21 protein-coding genes are annotated in these 24,521 nt (G+C 72.5%); 5 read left to right on the top strand and 16 right to left on the bottom strand.

What is annotated here, in order from left to right; all coding sequences use genetic code 11:
* Positions 1 to 35: 35 nt before the first annotated feature.
* From P3T41_RS13185 to P3T41_RS13160, 6 genes are all read right to left on the bottom strand, one after another.
* Positions 36 to 1,148, bottom strand: coding sequence for a cytochrome P450 (locus P3T41_RS13185; RefSeq protein WP_280689971.1), 1,113 nt, complete (start codon positions 1,146 to 1,148; stop codon positions 36 to 38).
* A complete protein-coding gene (locus tag P3T41_RS13180; RefSeq protein WP_280689970.1) occupies positions 1,145 to 2,683 on the bottom strand; it encodes a cytochrome P450 in 1,539 nt (512 codons plus the stop codon). Before P3T41_RS13180 ends, P3T41_RS13185 begins: the two co-directional genes overlap by 4 nt.
* Positions 2,680 to 3,306, bottom strand: a complete 627-nt coding sequence (locus tag P3T41_RS13175; RefSeq protein ID WP_280689969.1) for an ATP/GTP-binding protein — start codon at positions 3,304 to 3,306, stop codon at positions 2,680 to 2,682. The genes P3T41_RS13180 and P3T41_RS13175 overlap by 4 nt, the downstream gene beginning before the upstream one ends.
* On the bottom strand, positions 3,284 to 3,637 hold the full coding sequence (locus tag P3T41_RS13170) for a DUF742 domain-containing protein (protein WP_280689968.1): 354 nt from the start codon (positions 3,635 to 3,637) through the stop codon (positions 3,284 to 3,286). Before P3T41_RS13170 ends, P3T41_RS13175 begins: the two co-directional genes overlap by 23 nt.
* Positions 3,634 to 4,047, bottom strand: a complete 414-nt coding sequence (locus P3T41_RS13165) for a roadblock/LC7 domain-containing protein (protein WP_280689966.1) — start codon at positions 4,045 to 4,047, stop codon at positions 3,634 to 3,636. Before P3T41_RS13165 ends, P3T41_RS13170 begins: the two co-directional genes overlap by 4 nt.
* Positions 4,048 to 4,120: 73 nt before the next feature.
* Positions 4,121 to 5,686, bottom strand: a complete 1,566-nt coding sequence (locus P3T41_RS13160; protein WP_280689965.1) for an ATP-binding protein — start codon at positions 5,684 to 5,686, stop codon at positions 4,121 to 4,123.
* 281 nt (positions 5,687 to 5,967) lie between these two features.
* Between P3T41_RS13160 and P3T41_RS13155 the strand changes: the two genes are divergently transcribed.
* Positions 5,968 to 7,803 carry an NAD-binding protein gene (locus tag P3T41_RS13155; RefSeq protein WP_280689963.1) on the top strand — a complete coding sequence of 612 codons (1,836 nt, stop codon included), beginning with the start codon at positions 5,968 to 5,970 and terminating at the stop codon, positions 7,801 to 7,803.
* A gap of 60 nt (positions 7,804 to 7,863) precedes the next feature.
* Here the strand turns inward: P3T41_RS13155 and P3T41_RS13150 are convergent, their stop codons facing one another.
* The 7 genes from P3T41_RS13150 to egtA all read right to left on the bottom strand — a co-directional run bounded on the left by P3T41_RS13150 (position 7,864) and on the right by egtA (position 16,098).
* The gene (locus tag P3T41_RS13150) at positions 7,864 to 8,769 is read right to left on the bottom strand and encodes a diiron oxygenase (protein ID WP_280689962.1); all 906 of its coding nucleotides are present in this window, start codon (positions 8,767 to 8,769) and stop codon (positions 7,864 to 7,866) included.
* 65 nt (positions 8,770 to 8,834) lie between these two features.
* Entirely contained in the window at positions 8,835 to 9,440 is a 606-nt protein-coding gene (locus P3T41_RS13145; protein ID WP_280689961.1) for a TetR/AcrR family transcriptional regulator, read from the bottom strand.
* A gap of 173 nt (positions 9,441 to 9,613) precedes the next feature.
* Positions 9,614 to 11,488: an alkaline phosphatase family protein gene (locus P3T41_RS13140; protein ID WP_280689960.1), complete on the bottom strand. Its 1,875-nt coding sequence runs from the start codon at positions 11,486 to 11,488 to the stop codon at positions 9,614 to 9,616.
* 161 nt (positions 11,489 to 11,649) lie between these two features.
* Complete coding sequence (gene egtD / locus P3T41_RS13135) at positions 11,650 to 12,624, bottom strand: L-histidine N(alpha)-methyltransferase (protein WP_280689959.1); 975 nt, start codon at positions 12,622 to 12,624, stop codon at positions 11,650 to 11,652.
* Positions 12,621 to 13,394, bottom strand: coding sequence for an ergothioneine biosynthesis protein EgtC (gene egtC, locus P3T41_RS13130; RefSeq protein WP_280689958.1), 774 nt, complete (start codon positions 13,392 to 13,394; stop codon positions 12,621 to 12,623). The genes egtD and egtC overlap by 4 nt, the downstream gene beginning before the upstream one ends.
* A complete protein-coding gene (gene egtB / locus P3T41_RS13125) occupies positions 13,394 to 14,716 on the bottom strand; it encodes an ergothioneine biosynthesis protein EgtB (RefSeq protein WP_280690197.1) in 1,323 nt (440 codons plus the stop codon). Before egtB ends, egtC begins: the two co-directional genes overlap by 1 nt.
* Positions 14,717 to 14,802: 86 nt before the next feature.
* Positions 14,803 to 16,098 carry an ergothioneine biosynthesis glutamate--cysteine ligase EgtA gene (gene egtA, locus P3T41_RS13120; RefSeq protein WP_348533654.1) on the bottom strand — a complete coding sequence of 432 codons (1,296 nt, stop codon included), beginning with the start codon at positions 16,096 to 16,098 and terminating at the stop codon, positions 14,803 to 14,805.
* A 383-nt stretch (positions 16,099 to 16,481) separates the two neighbouring features.
* On the opposite strand from egtA, the gene P3T41_RS13115 reads away from it, so the two are divergent.
* The 3 genes from P3T41_RS13115 (at position 16,482) to P3T41_RS13105 (ending at position 20,008) form a co-directional block, all read left to right on the top strand.
* Complete coding sequence (locus tag P3T41_RS13115; RefSeq protein ID WP_280689957.1) at positions 16,482 to 17,162, top strand: TetR/AcrR family transcriptional regulator; 681 nt, start codon at positions 16,482 to 16,484, stop codon at positions 17,160 to 17,162.
* 154 nt (positions 17,163 to 17,316) lie between these two features.
* Positions 17,317 to 18,822: an MFS transporter gene (locus P3T41_RS13110; RefSeq protein ID WP_280689955.1), complete on the top strand. Its 1,506-nt coding sequence runs from the start codon at positions 17,317 to 17,319 to the stop codon at positions 18,820 to 18,822.
* 142 nt (positions 18,823 to 18,964) lie between these two features.
* Positions 18,965 to 20,008 (top strand): LD-carboxypeptidase, encoded by a 1,044-nt coding sequence (locus P3T41_RS13105; RefSeq protein ID WP_280689954.1) that lies wholly within the window; start codon positions 18,965 to 18,967, stop codon positions 20,006 to 20,008.
* Between the two features lie 66 nt (positions 20,009 to 20,074).
* On the opposite strand, the gene P3T41_RS13100 is transcribed toward P3T41_RS13105, so the two are convergent.
* Together P3T41_RS13100 and P3T41_RS13095 are read right to left on the bottom strand one after the other, a co-directional pair.
* Entirely contained in the window at positions 20,075 to 21,361 is a 1,287-nt protein-coding gene (locus P3T41_RS13100; RefSeq protein WP_280689952.1) for an MFS transporter, read from the bottom strand.
* Entirely contained in the window at positions 21,358 to 22,599 is a 1,242-nt protein-coding gene (locus P3T41_RS13095) for an aminotransferase class V-fold PLP-dependent enzyme (RefSeq protein WP_280689951.1), read from the bottom strand. Before P3T41_RS13095 ends, P3T41_RS13100 begins: the two co-directional genes overlap by 4 nt.
* Here P3T41_RS13095 and P3T41_RS13090 point away from each other — a divergent pair.
* On the top strand, positions 22,598 to 24,013 hold the full coding sequence (locus tag P3T41_RS13090; protein WP_280689950.1) for a PLP-dependent aminotransferase family protein: 1,416 nt from the start codon (positions 22,598 to 22,600) through the stop codon (positions 24,011 to 24,013). The genes P3T41_RS13095 and P3T41_RS13090 overlap by 2 nt on opposite strands.
* A gap of 33 nt (positions 24,014 to 24,046) precedes the next feature.
* Here P3T41_RS13090 and P3T41_RS13085 read toward each other — a convergent pair whose 3' ends face one another.
* On the bottom strand, positions 24,047 to 24,496 hold the full coding sequence (locus P3T41_RS13085) for a GNAT family N-acetyltransferase (protein WP_280689949.1): 450 nt from the start codon (positions 24,494 to 24,496) through the stop codon (positions 24,047 to 24,049).
* Positions 24,497 to 24,521 lie beyond the last annotated feature (25 nt).

The following is a 24,521-nucleotide window of genomic DNA, read 5'->3' as shown; positions in this document are numbered from 1 at the left end:
TGACCATCCGTCAACTCCCCTCAGGCAATGAGAGGTCAGCTCGCGGACGGGCGCAGCACCACCGGCAGGTTCCGGTGCCCGTTCGAGATGAAGGACTCCATCGGCTTCAACTCGGCCTCGGCCAGGGCCAGGTCGGGGAACCGCTCGAAGAGCGCCGGCAGCGCGACCATCGCCTCCAGCCGGGCCAGCGGCGCACCCAGGCAGAAGTGCGCGCCGTGCCCGAAGGCGAGGTGCGACTTGTCGGCCCGGGTCAGGTCGAAGACGTCCGCGTCCGCGCCGTGCACCGCCTCGTCGCGCCCGGCGGCGGCGTAGGCCGCCAGGATCGCCTCGCCCTTGCGGATCAGCACGTCGCCGACCTGGATGTCCTCGATCGCGTACCGCAGCGGCAGGTTGGCCACCGGCGACTGCACCCGCAGCGTCTCCTCGATCACGTCGCCCCAGGAGGCCTGACCGGAGCGGACCAGGGCCAGCTGCTCGGGGTGGGTGAGCAGCAGGTGGATGGCGTTGTCCAGCAGGTTGACCGTGGTCTCGTGCCCGGCGCTGATCACCAGCAGCAGGGTGTCGAGCAGTTCCTGCTCGGTGAGCGTGCTGCCGTCCCCGCCGTCCTCCTCGTCGCGGGCCGAGATCAGCGCGCTGGTCAGGTCGTCACCGGGCTCCTTGCGCTTGAGCGCGACCAGCTCGCCGAGGATCCGGTAGACCTGCTCCACGTTGGCCTGCGCGGCCGCGGGCGTGATGGTGGTGTCGAAGAAGCCGTCCACGCAGGTGCGCAGGCCCGGGTGCAGCTGCTCGGGCACCCCGAACAGCTCACAGATCACCTGGATCGGCAGCGGGTAGGCGTATTCCTCGCGCAGGTCGGCGGCGGTGCCGGCCGGGGTGGCCGCCAGCTGCGCCAGCAGGTCCTCGGTGATCCGCTCGACCCGCGGCCGCAGCGCCTCGGTGCGGCGGTTGGTGAAGGCGCCGGCCACCAGGCGGCGCAGCCGGCGGTGCTCGGGACCGTAGGCGGTGAACATGTTGTCCACCGCCACCCAGATCATCAGCGGCCAGTCGGCGGGCACCTCACCGTTGACGAAGGCGGACCAGTGCTGCCGGGCGCTCTTGGAGACCCGGGGATCGGCCAGCAGCTGCTTGACCAGCTGCTGGCTGCTCACCGACCACGCAACCACGCCACCAGGGAGCTCCACCTGGGCCACCGGCCCGTCCTGGTGGATCCGCCGGGCCTCGGCGTGGATGTCGCTACCGGAAGGGTCGATCCGGAAGGGGCAGCGGTCGGACTCCATGGAGTGCCTCCTGAGGCAGGGTCGGATGCGAGGGCCGTCGAGTCGGCCGCGGCGACCGCCGGATGGGGCCCGGCGGTGGCTGCTGCGGTGGCTTCGGCGGTACTGGTGCTGCCGGTGGTGCTGGTCGGACCGTTGGTCGTGGCGTTGGTGGCGAGCGGGGTGGCGAGCGCGGTGGTGACGGTGGCCGGCGGGAAGCGCACCGGCAGGGCGGCCAGCGCCCGGTGGAACGGCCCCGGGCGCCAGACCAACTCATCGGGCTTGACGGCGAGTTCGAGATCCGGCAACCGGTCGAGCAGTCGCTCCACGGCGACCGAGGCGATCAGCCGGGCCGGGCCCTGGGCCGGGCAGGCGTGCGGGCCGGCGCTCCAGGCCAGGTGCGCCCGGTTGCCGGTGCGGCTCACTCCGGCCAGCGCCGGGTCGGTGTTGGCGGCGGCGAAGCTCACCACCACCGGCTCGCCCTCGGGCAGCCGGACGCCCGCCAGGTCCACGTCCCGAACCGGGAAGTGCACCGCGTAGTTGGCCATCGGCGGGTCGGTCCAGAGCACCTCGTCCAGCGCGTCCTCGATCGGCAGGCTGCCGCCCGCCAGGTCGCCGCCGAACCGGTCGTCGGAGAGCAGCAGCCGCAGCGTGTTGCTGATCAGGTTGAGCTGCGGCTCGGTGCCCGCGCCCATCAGCAGCACCAGGTGGTGCAGCATCTCCTCGTCGTTCAGCGCGGCCGGATGGGCCATCAGCCAACTGGTCACGTCGGCGCCCGGACTGGCCCGCTTGAGCGCCACCAGTTCCAGCAGGGTGGCGGTCAGCTCGGCGTTGGCCCGCTCGGCGTCGACGCCGTCGAAGATGCCGGACATCCCGGCCACCAGGCGGTCGCCGAAGTGCGCGGGGGAGCCGAAGAGTTCGTTGAAGACCAGCAGCGGCAGCGCCCTGGCGTACTCGCCCACCAAGTCGGCCTCGCCGCGTGCGGCGAAGTGGTCGATCAGCCGGTCGGCGCCGCGCTCGATGTAGCCGCGCAGCGCGTTCGGGTCCACCCGGTCCAGCGAGTCGGTCACCGCGCCGCGCAGCCGGTCGTGCGCGTCGCCGTCGCTGAACAGGCAGTTGGGGCGGTAGGCCATCATCGGCACGGTCGGGTTGTCCGGGCTCACCCGGCCGTCCGCCAGGCCCTTCCAGCGCCGCGAGTCCTTGGAGAAGGTCTCCGGGCTGCGCAGCACCTCGAGGGCCGCCTGGTAGGAGAGCGCCAGGGTCGCGGTGGCGCCCGGGTAGAGCTCGACCGGGGCGAGCGGGCCGTAGGTGGCCCGCAGCCGGGCGTAGACGTCGGCCGGGTCGGTGGCGAACTCCTCGCTGTACAGCGGGAATCCGGCGTGCTGCGGCTGATGCGCCGGGCAGCCGGGGGGCGGTGTCTGGGAGGTCACGCGGGCTCCTGGTCGGTGCGGCTGAGCAGATACTGGACGAGCGAGATCAGCGCCCGGGTGGCCGAGGCCGGGTCGCGGGCGTCGCAGAGCATCAGCGGGGTGCTGGGCAGCAGGTCGAGCGCCTCGCGCAGTTCCGCCTCGGCGAACTCCGGTGCGCCGTCGAACCGGTTGACCGCCACGGCGTACGGCAGGCCGTGCTCCTCCAGCAGGTCCATCACCGGGAAGGAGTGCTCGAGCCGGCGGGTGTCGGCGAGCACCAGGGCGCCCAGCGCACCGAGCGTCATGTCCCGCCAGAGCGGGGTGAACCGTTGCTGGCCGGGCGCGCCGAACAGGTACAGCACCAGGGACTGACTGAGCGTCAGGCGGCCGAAGTCCATCGCGACCGTGGTGGTGGTCTTCTCCGGCACCCCGGTCAGGTCGTCCACCAGCGCGCCGGCCTCGGTCATCGGCTCCTCGGTGCGCAGCGGCTCGATCTCCGAGAGGGTGCCGACGAAGGTGGTCTTGCCGACCGCGAAGTGGCCGGTGATCAGCAGCTTCACGGCGGTCTGGACGCCCTCGCCCAGGTAGCTGACGGCCGGCGCCTCGGGCAGGGTCAGGGTCTCAGAGCCGGGCGCGAAGACCATCGAGTACCTCCTGGAGCAGTTGGGACTCGGGCAGTTGGGCGCGCGGCACGGCGGCCCGGGTGAGCAGGTGGCCGCTGTCGACCAGGTCGCCGAGCAGCACCTTGACCACGCTGACCGGCAGCCGCAGGTGGGCGGCCACCTCGGCGAGCGAGAGCGAGCCGTGTGCGCACAGCTCGACCATCCGGCGCTGCTCGGGGGTGAGACCGGTATTGGGCCGGCCCGATGCGGCGGTGACCAGGGTGACCAGGTCGAAGGTGTTGCGGGTGGGCTCGGAGCGCCCGTTGGTCACCACGTAGGGCCGGACCAGCCCCCGATCGCGCCGCCCGCTCACCGGGCCACCCCCGCGCCCTCGCGGGGCGGTGCGGTCAGCTCCTTGCCGAGCCGGTCCACCAGCTTCTGCATCCGGTAGCTCACCGCCTCCATGTCCACGTTCTCGCCGGCGGAGACCGCGAGATAGGCGCCGGGGCCGGCGGCGACCAGGAAGACGTAGCCGCCGGCGAACTCGATCAGCGTCTGCCGCCAGGGAGTCGGCTCGGCGCCGACGAAGCCGGCGGTGCTGCGGCTGATCGACTGGACGCCGGAGAGCGCGGCGGCCTGCCGGTCGGCCTCGTCCCTGGTGATGCCCGCCGAGTGGGCGCGCAGCAGGCCGTCGGCGGAGAGCAGGATGGCGTGCCGGGCCTCGGGAACCAGCAGGACGTCGTCGAGCATCCAACCGAGGTCGTTGGTCGGGTGGCTGTTCATCGAATGCTCCTAGCGAGGGTACGGGCGGCGGTCGGGGGGCAGGGCCGGCCGCAGGGGCTGCCGTGGGGGCCGGTCAGCCGGCGAACGGTACGTCAGGTGACGAACCGTCAGATACCGGGCCGTCGGGTGCTGGTCGGCCGGGCGGCGGGTAGCCGGGCGCCGGGTGGTTGAGGGCCGGATGGCTCAGCGCCGTTCGGTCGGGGCCCGTTCGGTCGGGCCGGGCCGCGTGGCGCCCGTACCCGGTGGGCGGCGTGTCGGGCTCGGCCTCGCGCCCGGCCCGGGTGCCACGGGCGAAGGCGCCGAGGCGGCGGGCGGTGGCCTCGGCGTCCCGGGTCCACTCGGCCGGCGTCTCGGCGGTGCCGTCGGCTGGGCCGGCCGTGGCCGGCGTGGTGGTGGCGAACGGGTCGGTGGCCAGGGCCGCCTCGGCCAACTGCTCGGCACCCAGCGGCTCGCGGCGGCGCCGCTTGGGCAGACCGCCGGCGGTGCGCGGGGCAGCCGGCGGCGGGTAGCCGGCCGCGGGCGGGTAGGGGGCGGTCGGCGCGCTCGGTTCCGGCGTCGCGGTGGGAGCGGGCGACGCGGGTGACGCGGCCGGTGCGGCGCCCCGGCGCGGCAGTGGTGCGGCGGCGCGCGGTGCGGCTGCCGGCTCGGGCGCCAGCTGGGTGAGCAGCGCGGTGGGCAGGAAGAGCACCGCGCGCACCCCGCCGTACGGCGAGCGGGTGTCCACCGAGACGCTGAACCCGTACCGCGCCGCCAGCACGCCGATCACCGCGAAGCCGAACTGCGGCGGGTCGCCGAGCCGGGTGACGTCCACCGACCGCTGCCCGGTGAGCAGTTGCCCGGCGAGCTGGGCCTCGCGCGGGTCCATCCCGACCCCGGCGTCGTCGATCACGATGCAGGCGCCGTTGTGCGCGGGCTGCAGGTTGACCTCGACCGTGGTGTTGGGCTGCGAGTGCCGGGCCGCGTTGTCCAGCAGTTCGGCCACCGCGAGCACCACGGGTTCGACCGCCCGGCTGACCACTGCGAGGTCGATCTGGGTGCGCACCTCGACCCGCTTGTAGTCGCGGACCCGGGACTTGGCCCCGCGCACCACGTCGCTCAGCGAGGAGGCGGAGCGCTGACGTCCGGGCCACGAGCCGCAGAGCACCGCGATCGCCTGCGCGCGCCGGCCGAACTGGGAGTTGGCGTGGTCGATCTCCAACAGGTCGTGCAGCACCGCCGGTTGGTCGTGCCGCTCCTGCATCTCGGAGATCGCCACCTGCTGCTCGTTGGCCAGCCCCTGCAGCGCCCGCATCGCGCCCTTGAGCGCGGCCTTGGCGTTCTGGTCGGCCCGCGCCTCGGCCCGTGCCACGGCGCTGCGGAACTGCTCGATCACCGCTTCCAGGTTGCGCTCGTACTCGCTGCCCGCCAGCAGCGGGTCGCCGGCGGCCGGGTGCGCGACGGCGGCCTGTGCGAGGGCGGGCAACTGCACGGTGGCCAGCCGCCGCGCCTCCTCGTCCCTGGCCCGGATGGCCGCTCGTAGGCCGACCAGCGTCCTGGACCGGTTCCGGGCGACCCACCACTGCCGGACCAGCAGAGCCAGGGCCACCAGCAGCCCGGCAGCCAGGCACCAGGTCACCGCCTGCGGTATGTGTGACATCAATTTCCTTGCACGGGCGGACGGTTCGTAGCTGCCGAGGGGATGGCGTACGTCATGCCCGGGGAGCGGCAGGCGCGGATTATCTAACCAGATTGACGACAGAATGTCAGAAGAGGATCTCAGTAAGTGATCTGATGGACAGTAAACTGTCGGACAGTGGCTGAAACTGATCGCGTCGGCTGACGGGCCTCGGCTCGTGCGACGGCGGCGGCCGACCCGTTGAACCTGCTGAAGTTCTTCCCGATGATCCCTACGCGGACCATCTCGGCACTACCATCCGGGCTATGACACAGGTAGCTCGGGGGGTGATTCCGGTCGCCGGGGACCCCACCGTCCCGGTCCGGGACCACTACATCATCTGCGGAGCCAACGCCCTGGCCCACCGCTTGATCCTGGAACTGGTGAAGCACTACGAGGTCCCGGTGGTGGCGATCGTCCCCGACCGGATGCGCGACCACGCGCCGCGGATCGAGCGGCTCGACGGCGTCGCCGCGGTCCTGGAGTACAGCAGCGTCACCGAGGAGGCGCTGCTGGCGGCCGGCGCCGGCGCCGCGCGCGGCATCGCCCTGGTGGACGGTGACGATCAGGCCAACATCCACACCGCGCTCAGCGTTCAGGGCCTCAATCCGGAGATCCGGATCGTGCTGCGGATGTTCAACCAGCGACTCGGCGACCAGATCCAGGTCCTGCTGAAGAACTGCGCCGCGCTCTCCGGCTCGGCCACCGCCGCGCCCGCCTTCGCCAACGGCGCACTGGCCCGCCCCAACTCGGTGCAGGTCGGCGATCGCTTCCTCTACGTCGCCTACGACGCCGACCTGCACGCCGGTCACCTGTGCGTGGCCGCCGACCGGATCGACCGCCAGGACCTCACCAGGCTGCGGCTGCTGCCGGACACCGGGCCCGCCTCCAAGGACTTCATCCGGCTGGCCCAGGCCTTCGGCGAGGGCGGTCCGATCGAGATCGGGCCACCCGTGCCGCACACCGGCTCGGTGGAGGCCGGCGACGGCGTGGCTGTGCTGCAGACCCTGCCCACCGAGCCCCGGCTGCGGGTGCCGCTGCGCTTCCGGCTGCTCTACCGCTTCCTGGACACGCTGCGGTTCTTCACCGGCGTGCGGATCCGGCTGGTGCTCTTCACCGCCTTCGCGGCGATCATCTCCGCCGCGCTGATCATCTGGTACTTCAACCGGAGCTTCGGCTGGACCCTCTACCTCACCCTGCTCGACATGGCCGGCTCCGCGCAGCCGGACCAGATGTCCGACCCGACCGCCGGCACCGGGGGTCCCTGGCAGCGGGTGGCCCAGGTGATCATCACCTTCAGCGGCATCGCGCTGGTGCCGGTGCTCACCGCGATCATGGTCGACGTGCTCGCCTCCGGCCGGCGCGGGCAGCCGCGCAGCCCCAGTGCGGGCCTGCGTGGCCACGTGATCGTGGTCGGGCTGGGCAACGTCGGCACCCGGGTGGCCACCTTGATGCACGAACTCGGCGTGCCGGTGACCGGTCTGGAACGCGATCCGGGGGCCCGCGGGATCGCCGCGATGCGCGCGCTCGGCATCCCGGTGGTGATCGGTGACGGTCCGATGGCCGACCAGCTGCGGATCGCCCGGGCCCGGCACGCCCGCGCGGTGGTCGCCGTCACCAGTGACGACGCGGCCAACCTGGAGGCCGCGCTGGAGGCCCGGGCGCAGCGCGAGAGCGTGCGGGTGGTGGTCCGGCTCTTCGACGACGACTTCGCCCAGCACGTCTACTCGACCCTGGAGAACGTCGCCTCCCGCTCGGTCTCCTACCTGGCCGCGCCCGCCTTCGCCGCCGCGCTGATGGGCCGTGAGGTGCTCGGCACCCTCTCGGTCTTCCGGAACGTGCTGCTGATCGCCGAGTTGACGGCGGAGGAGGGCGGGGCACTGGTCGGGATGAACCGCAACGATCTGGAGGGGATCGGCGGCCTGCGGGTGCTCGCGGTGCGGCTGGCCCGGTCGCCCGACACCTACCAGTGGGGGTTCGCCGACCGCAGCCGGGGCCTGCGGCCCGGCGACCGGGTGGTGGTGGTCGCCACCCGGGGCGGCCTGGCCCGGCTCAACAACGCCGCACCGGAGCCGCTGGTGGCGGAGCCGGCCGGGAACTGATCGTCCGTCGTCGGCCGGCCGGTCGCGGTGGTCGTGCCTGTCACGGTCGTCGTCGGCCCGTCACGGCAGCAGCGAGGCCCGGCGCCACATCGCCTCGCTGCGCCGGTCGATGATGCCGAGCTCGGTGAAGAAGGAGACCGCCTTGCGTGCCCAGTCCATCTTGGCCTGCCGCCAGTACGGGTTGGCCGCGGCGATGGCCTTGGCCTGCTGGGGGTCGAGACCGGCCAGCGTGTAGATGCGGGGATGGACGCACTCGATCACCGCCTCGTAGGTCAGCACCGCGAGCAGCCGGCGGAACACCGCGCGCCTGGCCGGGCTCATCCGCGCCCAGCGTCGCTCCAACTCGGGCTTGGCGTAGCCGATGTGCCGAGCCTCCTCGATCACGTGGATCTTCGCCACCGAGCGGGCGAGCGGCTGCAGGCTCTCGTCCCGGATCATCTCGCGCTGCATCGCGTCGGTGAACTCCTCGACGAATATGGCGCCCGCGAAGGTCAGCGTGGTGTCGTTGAGCAGCAGGTGCAGCTTGCCGCGCCGGTGCGCCCGGGTGCTCGGGCGGGCGGAGGGGTAGCCGGTCTTGGTGATGTAGCGGGCGAACATGGTGGAGTGGCGGCACTCGTCGGCCACCTCGGTCAGCGCGTACTGCGCGTGCTGGGTGGTCAGGTCGCTGTCGTAGACGTGCCGGACCAGGCCGTTCATCAGGATCAGCTCGAACCAGATGCCCGCCGAGGTGACGCTGGCCAGCTGGTGGGTGCTCAACTGCGCCTGCTGGCGCGGTGTCAGCTGGTGCCAGAGCTGGGTTCCGTAGAGCGAGACCCGGTGCGGTGGCAGCGCGAACTGGTCGGGGTCGATCGGGGCGTCCCAGTCGATCTCGGTGAGCGGGTCGTGGGAGTGCTTGGCGGAGACGCGCAGCAGGCGTTCGGCGTTCTGCTCGCGGACGTCCGGTGCGGTGGGGGCGAGGTCGCGCATGGAGCGGCTCCGGTTCATGCGGTGGGGTGGGGAGGGTGGGCGTGCTCCGCGCGTGCTCCCGGGTGTCAGGTGGGGGTGCCGCCCAGGGCGCGCAGCGAGAAGGAGATCAGGGCGGGGATCAGGTCGTCGGGTGCCCGGCCGCCGTCCGCGAGCGGCCCGACCAGTGCCTCGCCGACCCCGCCGACCAGCAGCGCGGCGGTCAACTCGGCGTCCTGCGCGGGCAGTCGGCCGGCCGCCACGCCCTCGGCGATCCGGGCCGCGATCACGTCGCGAAAGGCCCGGCGGAAGACCAGGCGCTCGGCCTCCACCTCCGGGTCCACCGGCTCGGCCAGGAGCGCGTAGGCCAGGCGCGGGGCGCCCAGCGCGCGGCCCGCGAAGGTGCCGATCACCGAGGCGACCTGGGCGTGCAGGTCGCCCGCGAAGGCGGCCGCCTCGCGCACCGCCGCCACCTCCCGGCCGACCACGGTGCGGAACAGCTCGGCCACCAGCTCGGCCTTGCTCGGGAAGGAGCGGTACACCGTCCCGGTGGCGATCTGGGCCCGCTCGGCCACGGCGGCCACCGAGCAGGCGGCGTAACCGCGTTCGGCGAGCAGCCCGGTCGCGGCGGCCAGCACCGTCTCGCGCTGGGCGTCGAGCCGGGCTTGCACGGCGGGTGTCTTCCGGTAGGCCACGGCAAGAAGTGAAGCAGCGATTCAGTTCTTCGGCAAGACCCCTGGCACGACCGCGAGCAGTGCCCCTGCGGGGGCTCTGGAACGCGGAACCGGGGCCGTGGCAGGCGGCCACGGCCCCGGTCGGGACGGCTACTCGGGCAGCGGCGTCGCTCGACGCCAGGCCCCGGCGGAGGTCAGCTGGCGTTCAGTGCGGTGTCGTCGATCACGAAGCTGGTCTGTGCGGAGGAGGAGTTCTCCACGCCGGTGAACTTCAGGGCGACGCTCTTGCCCGCGTAGGAGGAGAGGTTGAGGTTGATCTGGGTGTAGCCGTTGTTGGCGTTGAGGTTGCTGTAGGTGGCCAGGGTGGTGCCGTTGGCGGTGACGGTGAGCTTGTCGGCTGCGGTGGTGCCGGTCTTGTTGGTGTCGATGTGCAGCCAGAAGCTGAAGTTCGCGGAGCAGCCGGCCGGGATGGTGACGGTCTGCGCCAGGGTGTCGGTGTGGGAGGAGCCGTAGCCGTCCAGCCAGGCGTCGTAGTTGCCGGAGTGGGCGGGTTCGCTGGCCGTGTCGCTGTTGATGACGCCGGAGGTCGCGGTCCACGGGGCGGCGCTGCCGGTCTCGAACCCGGGGTTGCCGAGCAACTGGGCCGGGGTGCAGCCGCTGGAGCTGGGGCTGACGGTCCAGCTGAAGGTGGTGCTGCCGGTGGCGCCGGTGGTGTCGGTGGCCGTGGCGGTCACCGAGGAGGTGCCGGCGGTGGTCGGGGTGCCGGAGACCAGACCGCTGGAGTTGATGGTGAGGCCGGCGGGCAGGCCGGTGGCGGTGTAGGTGAGGGTCTGGCCGGTGGCGCTGTCGGTGCCGGTGAGCTGGAGGTTGGCGGCGGTGCCGACGGTGCCGTTCTGGGTGCCGGGGTTGTTGAGGGTGACGGTGTTGCCGGCGGCCGGTGCGACGGTCCAGTTGAAGGTGGCACTGCCGGAGGGCCCGGTGGAGTCGGTGGCCGTGACGGTCACCGAGGAGGTGCCGGCGGTGGTCGGGGTGCCCGAGATCAGGCCGCTGGCGGCGTTGACGCTCAGGCCGGCCGGCAGGCCGGTGGCGGTCCAGTTGAGCGTGCCGGTGGCGGTGTCGGTGGCGCCGAGCTGGAGCGAGGCGGCGGTGCCGACGGTGCCGTTCTGGTCGCCGGGCGCGGTCACCGTGACGCTGCCGGTGCTGCCGCTGCCGGCCCAGGCGTCGGTGATCGGGGTGGCCTGGGCGGCGGCGCCGGCGTACGGCAGGCCGTACATGTCCTCGATCGTGCGCAGCACGCTGAAGTGGTTGATCTGCTCGTTGTAGGTGCCGGGCTTGACCTGCTGGCCGTTGAAGAAGGTGGCGATCTGGTTGAGGCTGGAGCTGCTGTCGTCCTCGTCGAAGGTGGTGATCAGCAGGCTGTTGTGGGTCTTCGCCCACTGGACGTAGCTGTCCAGGTTGTTCTTCAGCCAGGTGTCACCGGTGGAGATCGAGCAGTCGTGGATGTCGTCGCAGAGGTTGGGGATCACCCAGGAGACCGTGGGCAGCTTCGTGTAGTCGGTCGGGAAGGCCGAGAACGGCTGGCTGTCGGTGGCCGGCACGTTGCTGAAGTTGGTCCACGGCACGTGCTTGCGGGCGTACTCGCCCGAGGTGCAGGCCGTGGAGCCGACCGACGGCAGGCCCTCCGAGTAGCCGGTGAAGGTCAGGCCCTTGGCGATCAGCTGGGCGCCTTCGTTGTCACTGCTGAAGGTGTGCGGGCAGGAGTCGTCCGACACGCCCTGGTCGGAGCCCGAGAAGAGGTCCAGGTAGTTGGGCTGGCTGGGGTGCGAGATCGCGAACGAGTTGGTGAAGTTCGCCCCGGTGTTGGCGAGTTGGTTGAAGTAGGGGGCGCTGGAGTTGCCGACGATGGAGCTCTGTGAGGTGTTCTCGAAGAGCACGACGACGACGTGGTCCGGACGTGGTACCGAGGCGGCGGCGAGGGCCGGTTGCGCGGCGGTGGTGACGCTCGCGGTGAGACCGCAGAGCAGGCTCAGGGCGGCGGTGAGGCCGGCAGCCAGACGGGGAAGGCGCACGAAGTCTCCTCGGGGAGGCGGGTGTTGAGTGCCCATCATTCGCACTTGACGGTGTCCCTACAAGGGTCGTGCAGCGAACACCGTGCGAACTCCCGCTCCCCGAGGAGTGCTTCGGCCGACCCCGGTGCCACACCGGCTCGGCCGACCTCGGCGGTGAGGTCCTACATCGGCTCAGCCAGCGACAGCCCGAACCGCCCTTCGGGGTCGGTCCACCAGTGCCGCAGCGCGAAGGAGGCGGCGGCCAGCTCCGAAGACACCCTGTCACGGCGGAACTTCGCCGAGATCTCGGTGCGCAGCTGCTCGCCCTCGGCGAACTCCACCGTCATCCCCAGCGCCGGGATCGCCACCTGCTGCGCGAAGCGTGAGCGCAGCCGCATCTCGATCCACTCCTGCTCCGCGTCCCAGAGCGCCACATGATCGAAGGCGGCCGGGTCGAAGCTCGCGTCCAGCTCGCGGTCCAGCACGTTGAGCACGTTCTTGTTGAACTCGGCGGTCACGCCGGCCGCGTCGTCGTACGCCGCCACCAGCACGGCCGGGTCCTTGACCAGGTCGGTGCCGAGCAGCAGCGCGTCGCCGGGTGCCAGTTCGGCGCGAAGCGCGGCCAGGAAGCGGGACCGCTCAGCCGGCAGCAGGTTGCCCAGCGTGCCGCCCAGGAAGGCGACCAGTCTCGGCGCGCCCACCGCACGCGGCAGGGCCAGGCTCGCGGTGAAGTCGGAGACCACCCCGTGGATCGCCAACTCCGGGTAGTCGGCGGCCAGGGCCGCGCCGGCCTCGCGCAGCGCGCTCTCCGAGACGTCCACCGGCACGTAGGTGTCCAGGGTGCCGAGGTCGCGCAGCGCGTCCAGCAGCAGCCGGGTCTTCTCCGAGGAGCCGGAGCCCAGTTCGACCAGCGTGCGGGCCTTGGTGGCCTGCGCGATCTCGGTCGCCCGCTCGGTGAGGATGGCCCGCTCGGCACGGGTCGGGTAGTACTCGGGCAGTTTGGTGATGTCCTCGAACAGCTCGCTGCCCCGCTTGTCGTAGAACCACTTCGGCGGCAGCCACTTGGCCGGCGCGGTCAGCCCGTGCCGCACGTCCGCGCGCAGCGCCTGGGCGAAGTGGTCGGTGGGGAGCAGGCGGGTGAGCTCGAAGGCGGTCATCGGATCCGGTCCTCTCGGGAAGCGGCGGTGGCATCCAGCGGGCGGATGGTCACCGCGTCGGGGGTGGCCAGCAGGACGGAGCGGTCGGGCACCGGGGTCCAGCCCGGGCCGTCGTCGCCGGGTTCGGAGGCGACCAGCACGCTGCGGCCGCGCTCCAGGCGGTGGAACAGGGTGTCGCCCCAGGTGGTCGCCGCGATCGAACGACCGTCAGTGACCAGCAGGTTGAGCCGGGAGTCGGTATGGCTCGCGATCTCGCCGACGGTGGCCGCCAGCGCGTCGCCCACCGCCTGCCCGGCCCGCAGGCGCCGCCGCAGCAGTGCCCAGACCAGCACGGAGTCGCAGTGCGCCTCCAGCCCCAGCAGCTCGGCTGGTTCGAGCAGCGCGGCGAGTTCGCCGGCCGCCGCCGGCCAGCCGCCGATCACGCCGTTGTGGCTGAACAGCCAGCCGTCCCCGGTGTACGGGGCGGCCGCCGCCTCGCTCGCCGTGGTCCCCGCGGTGGCGGAGCGGACGGCCGCCAGCAGGGCCCCGGTGCGGATCACCCGGGCCAGATCGGTCAGGTTCTCGTCGGCCCAGATCGGCACCGCCCGCCGGTAGCGGGCCGGCAGCGGATCGCCCTCGGCGTACCAGCCGAGCCCGAAACCGTCGGCGTTGACCGTCCCGTGCCGCTGCAGCCGCGGTGACCAGGACTGCCGGTAGAGCCCGTAGGCCGGCTCGACCAGCAGCTCGGCCGGGCTCACCGGCTCGCCCAGGTAGGCGAGATGACGGCACATCAGCTACCGTCCAGCAGGTCGCGGGCAGTTCGGAAGCCGGCGAAGATCTGCCGCCGGATCGGGTAGTCCCAGTTGCGGAAGGTGCCCCGGCAGGCCACCGGCGCGACCGCGAAGCTACCGCCCCGCAGCACCTTGTACTCGGCCGGCTCGCCCGGCGGCGCGAAGAAGACCTCCGAGTACTCCCGGTAGGGCCAGGCCTTGAACCCCGGGTAGGGGGTGAAGTCGCTGGCCGTCCACTCCCACACGTCACCGATCAACTGCCGCACGCCGTACGGCGAGGCGCCCTCGGGGTAGCTGCCGACCGGGGCCGGCTGGAGGTGCCGCTGGCCCAGGTTGGCGTGCTGCGGCCCCGGTGCCTGGTCGCCCCAGGGGAAGCGGCGGGAGCGGCCGCTGACCGGGTCGTGGCGCGCGGCCTTCTCCCACTCGGCCTCGGTCGGCAGCCGCCGGCCGGCCCAGCGGGCGTAGGCGTCCGCCTCGTACCAAGTGACGTGCAGCACCGGCTCGTCGGCCGGGACGGGTTCTAGCTGCCCGAACCGGCGGCGCAGCCACTGGCCGTCGGTGCGGCTCCAGAACAGCGGCGCGGTCAGCCCGGCGGCCATCCGGTGCGTCCAGCCCGCCGGACTCCACCAGCGTGGCTCCTGGTAGCCGCCGTCCTCGATGAACCGCTGGTAGGCGGCGTTGCTGACCGGGGTGGTGTCGATCGCGAACCCCGGCAGCTCGACCTGGTGGGCGGGGCGCTCGTTGTCCAGTGCCCACGGCTCGGTGTCCGTGCCCATGGTGAACGGCCCGGCGGGGATGACGACTTCGGCGGGCAGCCGGCCTGCCGGTGCCGGACCGGGCGCCGGGGCGGTGAGCACGGCGGCGCCGGTGCGCAGCTGATGGGTGATCAGCATGGTCTCGTCGTGCTGCTGTTCGTGCTGGGCGATCAGCCCGAAGGCGAAACCGGCGGCCAGCAGCGGCCGGCCGGACAGCTGCACGCCGTCCAGCAGGTCGAGCACCCGGCCGCGCACCTCGTGGGCGTAGCCGCGGGCCTCGGCGGGCGGCAGCAGCGGCAGCGTGGGGCGTTCGGCGCGCGGGTGCTCGAAGGCGTCGTAGAGCGGGTCGATCTCGGGGTGCATCGGGTCGCGGCCGCCGACGTTGCGCAGCAGCCAGAGTTCCTCCTGGTTGCCGATGTGCGCCAGGTCCCAGACCAGCGGGGACATCAGACGCGAGTGCTGGGCGGTCAGTTCGTCGTCGGCCACCGAGTCGGTCAGCAGTCGGGTGCGCTCCCGGGCGGCCAGCAGCTCGGCGGCGATCGTCTCGCGCAACCGCTCCTCGCTCAGATCGGCGAGGCCGGTCGGTTCGGCGAGGCCGGTCGGTCCGGCGAGGTTCGGTTCGGCGAGGTGGTGCGCGGTGGTGGGGTCGGGGTTCAGCACGGTGCGTCCTCCTCGGGCGAGGGCTGGCGGAGCGCGGCCGGCGCCTCCAGCAGGTCGTCGGCCGGACATCGGCCCCTGGTGGTGTAGCGCTCGGCGAACTCGCCGACAGCCGACCGCAGTTGTCCGGCGGCGGGCTGGCCGGCCCGCTCCTGGTCGGCCAGCACCTGATCGGCCGCCGCGAAGCAGTCGAGCGCGGCCCGGCGCAACACCGGGTCGTCCATGCCCCGGGTCGCGGCCCTGGTCCAGGCCGGACCCCGCGGCCCCGGCTCGGCGGTGGCCGCCGCGAGCGGCTCCACGGCGGCGAGCGCGGCGTCGGCGGCCCGCGGGTCGGCGAACAGCGCGGCGGCCAGCGCCGCCGGGACCATCCAGCCGTCGCCCGGCTGTGCGTCGATCATCCGCAGCTCCAGGTAGCCGCGCGGTCGTACCGGGGGGAAGAGCGTGGTCATGTGGTAGTCGAGGTCCGCCAGGGTCGGCCGCTCGGCCTCGGGCCGGTCCAGCCAGTCGCGGAAGGTCAGCCCGTGGGGCGCGGTCCAGGAACGGCCGTCCGGCCGGCGCACGCAGAGCACCGCGGCGTCCAGCACGTAGCGGGCCCAGGCCGCGCGCGGATCGCCGTCCGCGCCATCGCCGTTCAGGACGCCGGGCGCCAGCGTGCGACTGGGGTCCATCCGCGACCAGACGGCCTGCCGGGTGGACCGGTAGCCGGTCGGCCGCCCGTCCAGCAGCGGGGAGTTGGCGAAGGCGGCGACCAGCACCGGGCCGAGCCGGTGGGCCAGCTCCCAGCGGGCCCGGAAGCCGTGTCCGGTACCGGGAGCGCTCTCGTCGTCGGTGCCCGCGTCCAGGCAGACCTGGGTGGACGCGGTGGCGCACATCATGATCTTGCCCCAGGGGCCGGCGCGCCCGAAGAACTCCTCCATCGCCAGGTAGCGAGGCTGGCGCAGGGTCACCTGACGCTTCCTCGGATGGGGTTCGGTGCCGTAGCCGGCGAGGGTCAGGCCCTGGGCGGCGAAGGCGGCCCGCAGGATGCCGAGGTCCAGGCTGGTGATCTCGATGCAGCCGGCCAGATCATCGGCGGCGGGGGAGCTGAGCTCGACCTGGCCGCCGGGCTCGCGGGTGAGCCGGGAGCCGTGCGGGAGAAACGGGTGATCGGGGGGTAGCCGCAGAGCGTCGAGGGCGGCGGTCACCCGATCGGGATCGGGTAGGGCGTGGGGACGACCGGGGTCGTGGACGAGCCATTCCAGCTCGACTCCGACTTGTCCGGGTGGTCCGATCTTGAAACACGTGCTGGCCACGTACGCCTCGGCGGACGACTGGGTCAGCGGGGTCACCGTCGGCGGTGCCTCTGGCTCGGTGTCGAGCGGGGAGCTCGACGGCCGTGCGACGTTCACTGCGTTCACCGTCCTCGTGCTGCGGATCAGGGCTTGTGCGGATCAGGGCTGACGGGGGTCAGCGCAACCAGACCTTCTTGCCCAGTCTGCGGCGGCCTATCCGGCGTTGCCCGGCCGTTTCGCCGCACCATCTCGATTCCCCGAGGTCAGCGCGGGCAACCGGGTGAGGTGAGGTGGCTCACACCTGACGCAACGGGCGCCTGGGCCGGAATATGTGGGGAGCTTCTCCCCGTTTGCAGGTACAGTTGAGCGAAGTGGGGACGGATTCCCCGGAAAGGAGTGCCGCGATGGGAACCAAGCAGGCGGGGACATGCACCTCCGCGATCGCTGCGGGCATCCGTGCGGCGGCACCCCGGCTCCGGAAGGACGCCACCCTCAACCGGGAACGGATCCTGGACGCCGCCAGGGAGCTCTTCGCCGACGCGGGCGACGACGTGCCGCTGGACGAGATCGCCAAGCGGGCCGGGGTCGGCAACGCGACGCTGTACCGCAACTTCCCCGACCGCACCGCCCTGGTCCACCAGGTCGCGCTGCGGGCGATGGAGGGCGGGGTGGAGCGGGCCCGGGAGGCGCTGGCCGCCCCGGGCGACCCGTTCGAGGCGATCTGCCGCTTCGCGCACGAGGCCGCCGACGAGCAGATCGGGGCGCTCTGCTCGCTGCTCTCCGACCACCTGGTGCTGCACGACGACGAGCAGCTCTTCGCCACCCGGGCGGAGATGGAGCGGCTGGTCGAGGAGCTGATGGCGCGGGCCCGGCTGGCCGGCTCGCTGCGCCCCGACGTGGGCCCGGGCGACCTGCTGGTCGCGCTGGCTCGGCTGACCCGCCCGCTGCCCGGCAGTGCCAACTGCCCGGACCACGACATGTTCGTCCGCCGTCACCTGCAGCTCTTCCTGGACGGGCTGCGCGCACCGGCGGCCTCCGTGCTGCCCGGACGCGCGGCCACCCTGGAGGACCTGCGCCGCTCGTGACCCGCTGACCCGCTCATGACCTGCTGACCCGCTCATGACCCCCACGTCGAACCGCTGATCCCGTTGCCGGCACCGCCCGGCCCTCGACTTCTCCTTTGACGCGGCACCGCCGCGCCGACCCGTAAGCAATTCCTGCCGTTAGGTGAGTACCTCCATGTCTCAAACCGTCCCGCAGGCCGACCCCAGGCGCTGGAAGGCACTGGGCTTCATCGGTCTGGCCCAGCTGATGGTCGTGCTGGACGCGACCATCGTGAACATCGCCCTGCCGTCCGCCCAGCGCGCGCTGCACTTCACCGACGCCAACCGCACCTGGGTGATCACCGCCTACGCGCTGGCCTTCGGCGGGCTGCTGCTCTTCGGTGGCCGTATCGCGGACCTCTGGGGACGTCGGCGCACCTTCATCACCGGCCTGATCGGCTTCGCCGCCGCCTCGGCGATCGGTGGCGCCTCGCAGAGCATCGGGATGCTGATCGGCGCCCGCGCTCTGCAGGGTCTGTTCGGCGCGCTGCTCGCGCCGGCCGCGCTCTCGCTGCTGACCGTCATGTTCACCGAGGCGAAGGAGCGGGCCAAGGCCTTCGGCATCTACGGTGCGATCGCCGGTGGTGGTGGCGCGCTCGGTCTGATCCTGGGCGGCGCGCTCACCCAGTACCTGAACTGGCGCTGGACCTTCTTCATCAACGTCCCGTTCGCGGTGATCGCGGTGGCCGGCGCGATCCTGGTGATCCGGGAGCCGGAGGGTACCCGCAACCGCAACAAGCTGGACATCCCCGGCGTGCTGCTGGTCTCCACCGGCCTGGTCTCGCTGGTCTACGGCTTCACCAAGGCGTCCGAGGACGGCTGGAGCTCGCACACCACGATCGGCCTGTTCATCGCCGCCGCGGTGCTGCTGGCAGCCTTCGTGGTGGTCGAGAACATGGTCAAGTCCCCGCTGCTGCCGATGCGGGTGGTGCTCGACCGCAACCGCGGTGGCGCCTACCTCTCGCTGGGCCTGGCCGTGATCGGCATGTTCGGCCTGTTCCTCTTCCTCACCTACTACCTGCAGAACATCCTCGGCTACTCCCCGGTGATGACCGGCGTCGCCTTCCTGCCGATGGTGGCGGGCATGATCACCGGCTCCACCCAGATCGGCGCCCGTCTGATGAACCGGGTCCCGGCCCGGATGCTGATGGGCCCCGGCTTCGTGGTCGCCTCGGTGGGCATGCTGATCCTCACCCAGATCAAGGTCGACTCCTCGTACCTGCTGCTGCTGCCCGGCCTGGTCCTGATGGGTCTCGGCATGGGTACCGCGTTCATGCCGGCGATGAGCCTGGCCACCTTCCGGGTCCGCCCGCAGGACGCCGGTGTCGCCTCCGCGATGGTGAACACCTCGCAGCAGGTCGGCGGTGCGATCGGCACCGCGCTGCTGAGCACGGTGGCGACCAGCGCGACCGCGGCCTACGCCAAGACCCACGTCCTGCCCACGTCGCCGAAGCAGCTGCAGATGCTGGAGACGGCCCAGGCCGCGGTGCACGGCTTCTCCACCGCGATCTGGTGGTCCTTCGGGCTCCTGCTGCTGGCCGCGGCGATCGCCACGGCGCTGCTGAACGGCGGCGGCAAGGCCAACCACATCGCCGCCTCCGGTGACGGCGAGGTCGCCGACATCCCGGTGATGGCGCACTGAGCACCGGTGCAGGAGTGCTGACGGGGCGTCACCCGTAGTCGGTCGGTGGGCCGGATCTCCCCAAGGGGGGGGTCCGGCCCACCGGCGTGTGCGGCTGTAAAGCGCTGGCCGGGCCATGGTTGGTGTTCATAGGATCAGCGCCATGACAGATCCCGTGCACCCGCCCAAGCCCCGCCCCGGCGACCGCGTCGCCGTCATCTCACCGTCCTTCGCCGGGCCCGCGGTCTTCCCGCACCCGTACGAACTCGGGGCGCGGCGGCTGCGCGAGGACTTCGGTCTCGACCTGGTCGAGTACCCGACCACCCGCAAGCTCGACGCCACCCCGCAGGAGCGGGCGGCCGACGTGAACGCGGCCTTCGCCGACCCGAGTATCAAGGCGGTGCTGGCCACCATCGGCGGCGAGGACCAGATCACCGTGCTGCCGCACCTGGACCGGGAGCTGATCCGGGCCAACCCGAAGCCGTTCTTCGGCTACAGCGACAACACCGCGCTGCTGCTCTTCCTGCGCAACCTGGGCATGGTCTCCTACCACGGCAGCTCGGTGATGGTGCACGCCGGCCGCGGCGGGGCGATGCACCCGGCCAGCGCGGAGTCGCTGCGCGCGGCGCTCTTCACGTCGGGGCCGTACGAGCTGCGGCCCAGCGAGTTGGTCGGCGACCAGCCGTGGCACTGGACCCAGCCCGAACTGCTGGAGCTCGAACCGGTGATGGAGGCCGCTGAGGGCTGGATCTGGCACAACGCCGACCAGGTGGTCGACGGGCTGGGCTGGGGTGGCAACCTGGAGATCCTCTCCTGGCTGGCGATGGCCGACCGGGAGATCCGCCCGGTCGAGGAGTACGCCGGGCAGGTGCTCTACCTGGAGACCTCCGAGGAGATGCCGAGCGCCACGGAGATCTACCGGATCCTGCGCAACCTGGGCGAGCGCGGCCTGCTGCGCCGGTTCCCCGCGTTGCTGATGGCCCGCGCGAAGGCCTGGAGCTTCGCCAAGCCGCTGGAGCCGGCCGCGAAGGCCGAGTACCGCAAGGGCCAGCGCGAGGCGGTGCTGCGGGCGCTGAAGGAGTACGCACCGGAGACGATGGCGGTCTTCGACGTCGACTTCGGGCACACCGACCCGCAGCTGATCCTGCCCTGCGGCGGGCGGATCCGGGTGGACGGACCGGAACGGCGGATCACCGTCTGGTACTGACCAGCCGTCAGTTTCCGTGTTCGGGGCGGGGGAGCGCGCGGCGCTACCCCGCCCCGGCCGCGACGGTCACCGCGGCGTCGGCAGCTCCCGCAGCCGGCTGACCGGCGAGACCAGCAGGCCCAGCACCACGGCGGCCGAGCCGGCGGCGGCGACCACCAGCGCCTCCCGAGCCCCGAGCCAGCCGGTCGCCAGCCCGGCGAAGAGGCCGCCGAGCGATCCGCCGCCGAACAGCAGGGTGCGGAACACCGCCGTCATCCGGCCCATCATCGCCTGCGGCGTGTTGGTCTGGCGCAGGCTCACGATGATCACTCCGGCCACGCCCAGCCCCAGGTAGGTGACGAAGAAGGAGAGCACGAACATCGCGATCCGCACCGGCCGTGGCCCGTCGGCCAGCACGATCAGGCTCGGTCCGAGCAGCAGCGCCGACTGCGCCACCAGGTAGACCCGGCCGAGCGGGAACCGTCTGATCACCCGTCCGGAGAGCAGCGCGCCGAGCAGGCCGCCCACCGAGGCGGTCGCGAAGATGCCGCCCAGGGTGGCCGCGGACAGGTGCAGGTCGTGGGTGCCGTAGAGCAGGAACATGGTCCAGACGGTGATCATCGAGAAGTTGCAGCAGAAGCCGACCAGCGCGAGCGCCCGCAGGATGCGGTCGCCCAGCACCCAGCGCAGGCCGTCGCGCAGTTCGGTCGGCGCGTGCCGCCGGGTCGCCGTGGCGGGGTCCGGCTCCGGGGTGCGGATCAGCAGCAGTGAGAGCACCGAGACCGCGTAGGAGGCGGCGTCGACCACCAGTGCCACCGGTGCGGTGAGCGCGGAGACCAGCAGGCCGGCGAGCCCGGGGCCGGCCACGTCGGCGGCCGAGGAGCTGACCCCCATCCGGGCGGAGGCCGCCACGTACTGCTGCGGGTCCCGCACCAGGATCGGCACGTAGGACATCCAGTTGACGTCGAAGACCACGGAGGCGACGCCCACCGCGCAGGCGATCACCAGCAGGGAGGTGAAGTCGAGCGCGTGCGCCCAGGAGAGCACCGGGACGAGGCCGAGCAGCACCAGCCGGATCAGGTTGGCCGCGAGCATCAGAGGGCGCCGGCGGACCCGGTCGCTCCAGACGCCGATCAGCAGGGCCAGCCCCAGGTACGGCACCAACTGCAGGAAGCGCAGCAGCCCGACCTGCTGGTCGGTGGCGTGGAAGGCGTCGATGGCGGTCAACGGCAGGGCGAGCGAGGTCACTTGAGTGCCGAAGAGCGAGACCGTCTCGCCGAGCCAGAAGCGCAGGAAGTCGCCGTTGCGCCACAGGCTCGCGGCGGCCGAGCCCGGGGTGCCGACCGGTGCGGCCACGGTGGCGGCGGGGCTCATCGCCGGGCTCCAGGAGTGCTCAACTCGCTTATCATCGCGGCGACTTCGTCCACCTCGTCCTCGGTGTTGTAGTAGTGCGGCGACAGGCGCAGGCACCAGTCGACGTCCTTCTCCTCGAAGTCGTAGCGGGCGAACTCCCGGAAGCTCAGCGCCGAGTTGACGCGCAGCGTGTCCAGCGCCTGCTTGAACGGCTGTGGCCGCCAGCCCTCGACGGCGAAGGTGACCAGTGCTGCCGGGGCCGGCCCGCCGTCCAGCACCCGGACACCGGGCAGTGCGGCGAGTCGCTCGCGCAGCCGCCCGGCCAGCGCCGGGGTGCGGCGGGCGATCGCGGCCTGGCCCACCCACAGGGCGTAGCGCGCGGCGGCCGCGCAGCCGAGCAGGGTGGCGTAGGGGAACTCCCACTCCTCGAAGCGGGCGGCCGACTCCACCGGGCGGTACTCCTCGGGAGCCGTCCAGCGGGCGCCGTACATGTCGATGAAGAGCGGTTCGAAGCCGGCCTCCAGCACCCGCTCCGAGACGTACAGGAAGCCCGAACCGCGTGGCCCGCGTAGGAACTTGCGGCAGGTCGCGGTCAGCAGGTCGCAGCCGATCGCAGTGACGTCCAGCTCGAACTGGCCCACCGACTGGCAGGCGTCGACCAGGTAGAGCAGGTCGAGTTCGCGGCAGTGCCGGCCGATCTCGGCGATCGGCTGCACCAGCCCCGAGTTGGTCGGCACGTGGGTCACCGCGACCAGCCGGGGACGTCGGGTGCGCATCAGGGCGGCCATCGCGGCCACGTCCACGCCGGTGCCGTCCGGGCGGTCCGGCGCGTGCACCAGCTCGACACCGAACCGCTTGCGCAGCGCCAGGAAGGCGATCTGGTTGGAGATGAAGTCGTTGCGGGTGGTCAGGATGACGTCGCCGGGGTGGAAGTCGATCGCCGAGAGTGCCTTCGAGTAGGCGTGGGTGGCGCTGCCGGCGAAGGCGATCTGCTCCGGGCGGGCGCCGATCAACTCGCCGATCGAGCTGTAGAACTCGCGGACCTGCTCGGCTCGGACGGCCGCCGCCTCGTAGCCGCCGATCTCGGCCTCCAGCTGGAGGTGGTCCACCATCGCCCGGAGCACCGGGCCGGGCGCCAGCCCGCAGCCCGCGTTGTTGAAGTGGATCACCCTTGCGCAGCCCGGGGTGTCGGCCCGCAGGGCGGCCAGGTCGAGGAGCGGTTCACGGCTGCCGACAGTAGCGCTATTCTGTTTCTCCATGAACGAGAGTAGCAGTGTCGACTCGCTGCTGACCATCCTGCGGACCGAGGCGGCCCGCCTGACGCCCGGTGACCAGCTGCCCAGCAGCCGGGAGTTGGTCAATCGACACGGCGTCAGTCCGGTCACCGTGTCGCGCGCGATCGCGCTGCTCGCGGCCGAGGGCGCGGTGTTCACCCGGCCCGGGAGCGGGACCTACGTGGCCGTCCGCCCGAGCCGGGCGAGTGAGCCGGCGGACACCTCCTGGCAGGCGGTCGCGCTCGGTGGCCGATCGATCGAGCCCGCCGTGGCCGACGCCTCGTCGGCGCCGCCGGCCGGGACGATCATGCTGAGCGGCGGCTACCCGCATGAGTCGCTCCAGCCGACCAAGGCACTGGGCGCGGCGCTGGCCCGCGCCGCCCGACGCCCCGACGCCTGGCGCCGGGCCCCCGCCGCCGGCCTGGCCCCGTTGCGCGCGATCTTCGCCGGGCTGCCTGGCGGCTCGGTGACCCCCGAGGACGTGCTGATCACCGGCGGCGGCCAAGGCGCGCTCTCCCTGCTGTTCCGCGCGATCGTGCCGCCAGGCAGCCCGGTCCTGGTCGAATCGCCCAGCTACCCCGGCGCCCTGGCCGCCGCCCGGGCGGCCGGCCTGCGCCCGGTACCGGTGCCGATGGACCAGCACGGCCTGCGCCTCGAACTGCTGGCCGACGCCTTCGCGATGACCGGCGCGCGGCTGCTCTACTGCCAGCCCAGCTGCCACAATCCCACCGGCACCGTGCTCGCCGCCGAGCGGCGGCAGCAGGTGGTGGACGTGGCCCGGGCGGCCGGCGCCTTCCTGATCGAGGACGACTACGCGCGCCACCTCGGCCACGGCCGCCCGCTGCCGCGTCCACTGGTCGCCGACGACCGGGACGGCACGGTGGTGTACCTGACCTCGCTGACCAAGCCCGCCTCGCCCAGCCTGCGGATCGGCGCCGTGATCGCGCGCGGCCCGGTGCTGCGGCGCCTGCTCGGCATGCGGCGGGTGGACGACTTCTTCATCGCCCGGCCGCTCCAGGAGGCCGCCGTCGAACTGCTCAGCACCCCCGCCTGGGACCGCCACCTGCGGACCCTCGCCACCGACCTGCGGGAGCGCTGCGCCGCGCTGGCCACCGGCGTCGCCCGCGAGTTGCCCGACTGGAGCCTCGAGGTGCTGCCGGTCGGCGGCCTGCACCTCTGGCTGCGCCTGCCGCCGGACCTGCCCGAAGCCGCCCTGGCCGACACCGCGCGCCGCCACGGCGTGGCCACCGATCCGGGTGCCCCGTTCTTCCCCGCGGAGTCCGCCGCCGCCCACCTCCGCCTCGGCTTCGCCGCCGCCGCCGACCAGTCCGAGCTGGCCGAGGCCACCCGCCGCCTGGCCGGGGCGGCCGCCGAACTGCGGGAGCGGCGGGGGGAGTAGGGCCGGGTTTGTCTCCTGGCGCCGTCGACCGGGCTACTGGCTGCCCAGCACCATCAACCCCTCCGGCGTCGTCACCGGCTCGAACCCCACCTTGGCATACACCTCGTGGGCGTCGGCGGTGTTCAGCATGACCCGGCGCAGGCCCCAGGGGGCGAGGTGGTCGCGGACGGCGGTGGCGAGGGCGGTGCCCAGGCCCAGGCCGCGCGCCTCGCGGGCGATGTACACGTCGCAGAGCCAGGCGAAGGTGACGCGGTCGGTGATCACCCGGGCGTAGCCGAGCTGGCTGCCGGTGGCCGTGCGGTAGACCCCGAAGTTGAGCGAGCCGGCCACGGCCCGGTCCTGCTGCTCGCGGGACCGGCCGAGCGCCCAGTAGGAGTCCTCGGAGAGCCAGCGGTGGATCAGGTCCGGGTCCAGCCGTGCCGGGTCGATGGAGATCTGGTAGCCGTCAGGCAGGCCGACGGGTATCACGGAGTCGGAGTGCATGCCTTCATCCAAGCAAGCCTGATCC

It is taken from the genome of Kitasatospora sp. GAS204B (genome assembly GCF_029892155.1).
Classification (GTDB): Bacteria; Actinomycetota; Actinomycetes; order Streptomycetales; family Streptomycetaceae; genus Kitasatospora.
Note: the sequence above shows the minus strand (reverse complement) of the source record. Positions and strands in the feature narration are given on the sequence as shown.

Excerpts from the sequence above, each read along its gene's own strand:
- P3T41_RS13100 (WP_280689952.1), bottom strand. The coding sequence starts at position 21,361 with ATGAGCCCCGCCGCCACCGTGGCCGCACCGGTCGGCACCCCGGGCTCG.
- P3T41_RS13155 (WP_280689963.1), top strand. The coding sequence starts at position 5,968 with ATGACACAGGTAGCTCGGGGGGTGATTCCGGTCGCCGGGGACCCCACC.
- P3T41_RS13150 (WP_280689962.1), bottom strand. The coding sequence starts at position 8,769 with ATGCGCGACCTCGCCCCCACCGCACCGGACGTCCGCGAGCAGAACGCC.
- egtC (WP_280689958.1), bottom strand. The coding sequence starts at position 13,394 with ATGTGCCGTCATCTCGCCTACCTGGGCGAGCCGGTGAGCCCGGCCGAG.
- P3T41_RS13175 (WP_280689969.1), bottom strand. The coding sequence starts at position 3,306 with ATGGTCTTCGCGCCCGGCTCTGAGACCCTGACCCTGCCCGAGGCGCCG.
- P3T41_RS13095 (WP_280689951.1), bottom strand. The coding sequence starts at position 22,599 with ATGGAGAAACAGAATAGCGCTACTGTCGGCAGCCGTGAACCGCTCCTC.
- P3T41_RS13105 (WP_280689954.1), top strand. The coding sequence starts at position 18,965 with ATGACAGATCCCGTGCACCCGCCCAAGCCCCGCCCCGGCGACCGCGTC.
- egtD (WP_280689959.1), bottom strand. The coding sequence starts at position 12,624 with ATGACCGCCTTCGAGCTCACCCGCCTGCTCCCCACCGACCACTTCGCC.
- P3T41_RS13110 (WP_280689955.1), top strand. The coding sequence starts at position 17,317 with ATGTCTCAAACCGTCCCGCAGGCCGACCCCAGGCGCTGGAAGGCACTG.
- P3T41_RS13090 (WP_280689950.1), top strand. The coding sequence starts at position 22,598 with ATGAACGAGAGTAGCAGTGTCGACTCGCTGCTGACCATCCTGCGGACC.
- P3T41_RS13085 (WP_280689949.1), bottom strand. The coding sequence starts at position 24,496 with ATGCACTCCGACTCCGTGATACCCGTCGGCCTGCCTGACGGCTACCAG.
- P3T41_RS13165 (WP_280689966.1), bottom strand. The coding sequence starts at position 4,047 with ATGAACAGCCACCCGACCAACGACCTCGGTTGGATGCTCGACGACGTC.
- P3T41_RS13115 (WP_280689957.1), top strand. The coding sequence starts at position 16,482 with ATGGGAACCAAGCAGGCGGGGACATGCACCTCCGCGATCGCTGCGGGC.